Origin of the sequence: Caulobacter sp. B11, from assembly GCF_002737765.1 — a bacterium.
In the GTDB taxonomy this organism is placed as follows: Bacteria; Pseudomonadota; Alphaproteobacteria; order Caulobacterales; family Caulobacteraceae; genus Caulobacter.
This window is the reverse complement of sequence record NZ_PEGG01000172.1, coordinates 1-4,219: the sequence shown is the minus strand read 5'-3', so window position 1 is coordinate 4,219 and position 4,219 is coordinate 1. Positions and strand designations below refer to the sequence as shown.

3 protein-coding genes and 1 pseudogene are annotated in these 4,219 nt (G+C 67.9%); 3 read left to right on the top strand and 1 reads right to left on the bottom strand.

The window, feature by feature from the left end; all coding sequences use genetic code 11:
• A partial coding sequence (locus tag CSW58_RS08145) for a pentapeptide repeat-containing protein (protein WP_099446957.1) occupies positions 1-974 on the top strand: 974 nt, incomplete at its 5' end.
• Between the two features lie 91 nt (positions 975-1,065).
• Positions 1,066-2,334, top strand: coding sequence for a pentapeptide repeat-containing protein (locus tag CSW58_RS08140; protein ID WP_099446956.1), 1,269 nt, complete (start codon positions 1,066-1,068; stop codon positions 2,332-2,334).
• 92 nt (positions 2,335-2,426) lie between these two features.
• Here the strand turns inward: CSW58_RS08140 and CSW58_RS08135 are convergent, their stop codons facing one another.
• Positions 2,427-2,915, bottom strand: coding sequence for an Hsp20 family protein (locus CSW58_RS08135; protein WP_099446958.1), 489 nt, complete (start codon positions 2,913-2,915; stop codon positions 2,427-2,429).
• A gap of 223 nt (positions 2,916-3,138) precedes the next feature.
• Here CSW58_RS08135 and CSW58_RS08130 point away from each other — a divergent pair.
• Positions 3,139-3,995, top strand: a pseudogene (locus CSW58_RS08130) (class I SAM-dependent methyltransferase).
• Positions 3,996-4,219 lie beyond the last annotated feature (224 nt).

The window sequence follows — 4,219 nt, the reverse complement described above, 5'->3', positions numbered from 1 at the left end:
TGCGCCGCGCCGACCTGCGCGGTTCAAGCCTGCGCGGAGCTAACCTCACTGGCGCCGACCTGTTCGAGGCCGACCTGCGCGAGGGCCAGATCGCGGCCGCCGACCGCAAGGAAGGCTACCGCATCCTCGAGCCGGTGCAGCGCGAGGCCTACGCCACCGGGGCGATCCTGGCCGGCGCCAATTTGGAGCGCTCCCGCCTGTCGGGCATCGTGGCCACCAAGGCCGACTTCAGCGACGCGATCCTGAAGGACGCCAAGTTGGTGCGCGCCAATCTCAAACAGGCCAATTTCAACGGAGCCAACCTGGCCGGGGCCGATCTGTCCGGCGCTAATCTATCGGGCGCCGACCTCCGCAACACCGTGCTCGTCGGCGCCAAGACCATGCAGTGGAACATCAGTGACACCAACATGGACGGCGCCCTGACTGACAAGCCCTCGGGCACGGACGTCAATGACCTGCCCTATGAGCAGATGATCGCCGACCATGCGCGCTGGTGCGAGACTGGCGGCGCCGAAGGCAAGCCGTCGGTGTTCGACAGGGCCGATCTTCGCGGCCTCAAGTCGGTGCGCGGCTTTAACCTTACGGCCCTGTCGGCCAAGGGCGCGACCTTCTACGGGCTCGATATGGAAGGGGTGCAGATGCAGGGCGCCCAGCTGGAAGGCGCCGACCTGCGGGCCTGCAACCTGCGACGGGCCGACCTGCGCGGCGCCCGGCTGAAGGGCGCCAAGCTGTCGGGGTCAGACCTGCGCGACGTGCAGCTTGGACCCTTGCTGATCGGGCGCGACCGCCTGCTGCCCAGCGACCTCACGGGCGCGATGCTGACCAATGCGGATCTGGCGCGGGCCGACCTGCGCGCGGCCTGTCTGATCGGCGCGGACCTGTCGCGCGCCAACTTCAGCGGGGCGATCATGAAGGACCTCGACCTGACCGGGGCCATCCGTTCGGGCGCGCGCGGGCTGGAGAATATAATCTGACACGGTCCGCGACAAAATAGCGCGGCCTTAACGGTTCGCTCGTCAGTCGACGCTACCGTCGGGGCAACAAACACGAAAGAGGCATGGAATAATGACCGCGGCGCAGAGCATGGCTGGCAGACGACGCCTGAGCCAGGCCGAGCTCGATATGATCATTACCGCCCACGAGAAGTTCGTCACCGGCAAGCAGGGTGGCAAACGCGCCTCCCTGCGGTTCATGAACCTGTCCGGGCTGGATATGTCGTTCCGAAACCTGATCGACGCCGACCTGGCTGGTTCGGTCCTCGATGGTTGCCGGATGGTTCGCACCAAGCTTGATCGGGCCAGCCTGTTCGGCGCCGATCTTCGCCAGGCGGACCTGCGTCAGGCCGTCCTGATTCGCGCCGACCTGCGCGGCGCCTGCTTGCGCGGGGCCAATCTCTCGCAGGCCGATCTGACCCAGGCCGACTTCCGCGAAGGCCAGATCGCCATTCCGCACCCGCGCAAGGGCCTGGACGTGGTGCGCCACGAGACCCGCAATGGCGAGGTCGATGAGGTCAATTTCTCGGGCGCGACCCTGGACGGCTCCCAGTTCGCCGGCGTGTCGGCCTTCAAGGCCGATTTCAGTGATTGCTCGATGCGCGGCGCCAAGCTGGCCGGGGCCAATCTGAAGGAAGCCAACCTGTCGGGCGCCATTCTCGATGGCGCCGACGTCAAGGGGGCCAACCTCGAGGGCGCCAATTTCACCGGCGCCGTGATGTCGGGCGTCGACACCTCGACGGCGCGGGTTCATGGCGCGACCCTGGGCGGCGCTCTCGTCGGGTCGTCGCCGGCCGCGGTCGGCAAGGCGCAGGAACTGTACCAGCGCTGCCTCGACAACCAGGTCTGGTGCCAGACCGGCGGCAAGTCCGGGACGCCCGCCCGTCTTGATGGCGAAGACCTGCGTCCGCTGGGCGATCGTCTAAAAGGGCTTCGCATGACCGCCCTGAGCGCCAAGGGGGCCTGTCTTGTCGGGCTCGACCTGTCGGGCGCTCAGCTTCAGGGCGCAAATCTGCAAAACGCCGACCTGCGGGCCGTCAATCTGCGCGGCGCCGACCTGCGCGGCGCCAAGTTGACCGGCGCCAACCTGACCAAGGCTGATCTGCGCCAAGTCATTCTCAGTCCTCTGCCCCTGGGGCCCGACCGCCAGACTCCCGCCAATCTCGGCTCGGCGCGGCTGCGCTATACGATGCTGCAGTCCGCCGACCTCAGCGAGGCCGTGTTTGACGGCGCCGACCTGCGCGGCTCTGACTTCACCGGGGCGCGGCTTTCGCGCACCAGCTTCCGCGACTGCGATGTCGGCCAGGCCCATGGCCTGGACTTCGGCCAGACCGCCGGCTGAGACCGCCGGCTGAGCCCTCCCACGAAAAAGGCGGCGCATCGCTGCGCCGCCGAGTTCGAGGGGGAGAAAGAAAGTCCGGACGGCGGCGCCGGTCAGGCGGCCTTTTCACCATCGATCAGATTGCCGACTGGCGCGGCGTCGATGATGTCGGCCGGAGCCGCGTTCGTCTGGATCTGGATCGTCCGGGGTTTCAGGGCCTCGGGCAGTTCGCGCTTCAGGGCGACCGAGAGCAGGCCGTCCGCCAGGGCCGCGTCGGTCACCAGCACATAGTCGGCCAGCTGGAAGCGGCGCTCGAAATTGCGCTCGGCCAGGCCGCGATGGAGGTAGCGCTTGGCCTCGTCATTGGCGGTCTTGCGGCCGGTGACGGTGAGAAGGTTCTCCTTCACCTCGATCGACAGTTCATCGGACTTGAAGCCCGCGACGGCGATCTCGATGCGATAGGCGTTCTCGGCGGTGCGCTCGATATTGTAGGGCGGATAGCCCGAGGCGGCTTCGTTGGTGGCGGCGGCGTCGAGCATGGCGGCCAGTCGGTCAAAGCCGACGACGGAACGGTACAGGGGGGAAAGGTCGATCGTACGCATGGTCACATCCTTCTTATCAAGCAAGGTTGCTGAATGTACGGACCGTCGGCGACCCGAGATCGGCATCGCCCGTGATCCGGGAGGCCCGGTTGTCCAGCGCCTCCGAGTCCTAGTTGGGTGAACCACGCGACGGCTTCAAGGGGGAGGGATCGGTCGACGTGAATCGCTTGATTGGGCCGGGTCGATGGCTAAGGTCGCTGGCCTGACGCTGGAGACGACGCCCATGACGCCCGCCCGCCGCCGCCTACTTGCTGGTTTCGCCCTCGTGGGGCTGCTGACCGCCCCAACCGCCTTCGCCGCGCCCGCGCCGATGGATCCCGCCCTGGCCGCGTCCTTGGCCTCGCCCGACCGCACGCCGGAAAGCGTCGCCCGGGACGGTGCGCGCCATCCCGGCCAAAGCCTGACCTTCTGGGGCCTGAAGCCGCGCCAGACGGTGATCGAGGTTTCACCCGGCAATGGCTACTGGACCGAGATCCTCGCGCCCTACGCCAAGGCCACGGGCGGAACCTATGTCGGCGGGGTGGCCGACCTGGACAATCCCAAGCTTTCCGAGGGCGCGAAACGCGGTCGCGCGGCCTTTGAGGCGCGTTTCGCCGACCCGGCCAAGTACGGCAAGGTGCGTTGGGCCAATTTCGGTCCGCTGTCGGCGCCCCTGGGCCCGAAGGGCTCGGCCGATCTGGTCCTGACCGCCCGCAATGTTCACAACTGGACCGTCCAGCCGGGCGTGGCCGACAAGGTGTTCGCCGATTTCTTCGCCGTGCTGAAGCCCGGTGGGATCCTGGCCGTGGAAGAGCATCGCGCGGAGCCCAAGTCCGAGACCGACGCTGGGGCCGACGGTTATCTGGCGACCGAGACGGTGATCGCCCTGGCCCGCAAGGCCGGCTTCGTGCTCGAGGCCCGGTCCGAGATCAACGCCAACCCCAAGGACACCAAGGATCATCCCTTCGGAGTCTGGACCCTGCCGCCGGTTCGCCGAAGCGCGCCGGCGGACAGCCGGCGGATCCGAGCTTCGACCGGACCCGCTATGAGGCGATCGGCGAGAGTGATCGCATGACCCTGCGCTTCCGCAAGCCGGTTTGACCGGGTCACCGGCCTCCCGATCGGGAGGCCGCGATTTGGCCAAGGTCGGGGGACAGGCTGAGACGATGCGCGATGGGGGAACGATGTCGGGTTTGCAGTGGTCGCGCCGCGGGTGGCTGAGCGGGGCGGGGGCCCTGGCCCTGGCCGGATGCGGCGCAAGCCGCCCAGCCTGTCGCCGCGCCCCCGCCGCAGCCCGCCGAGGTGAAGCAGATCACGCTCGAATC

Excerpts from the sequence above, each read along its gene's own strand:
- CSW58_RS08140 (WP_099446956.1), top strand. The coding sequence starts at position 1,066 with ATGACCGCGGCGCAGAGCATGGCTGGCAGACGACGCCTGAGCCAGGCC.
- CSW58_RS08135 (WP_099446958.1), bottom strand. The coding sequence starts at position 2,915 with ATGCGTACGATCGACCTTTCCCCCCTGTACCGTTCCGTCGTCGGCTTT.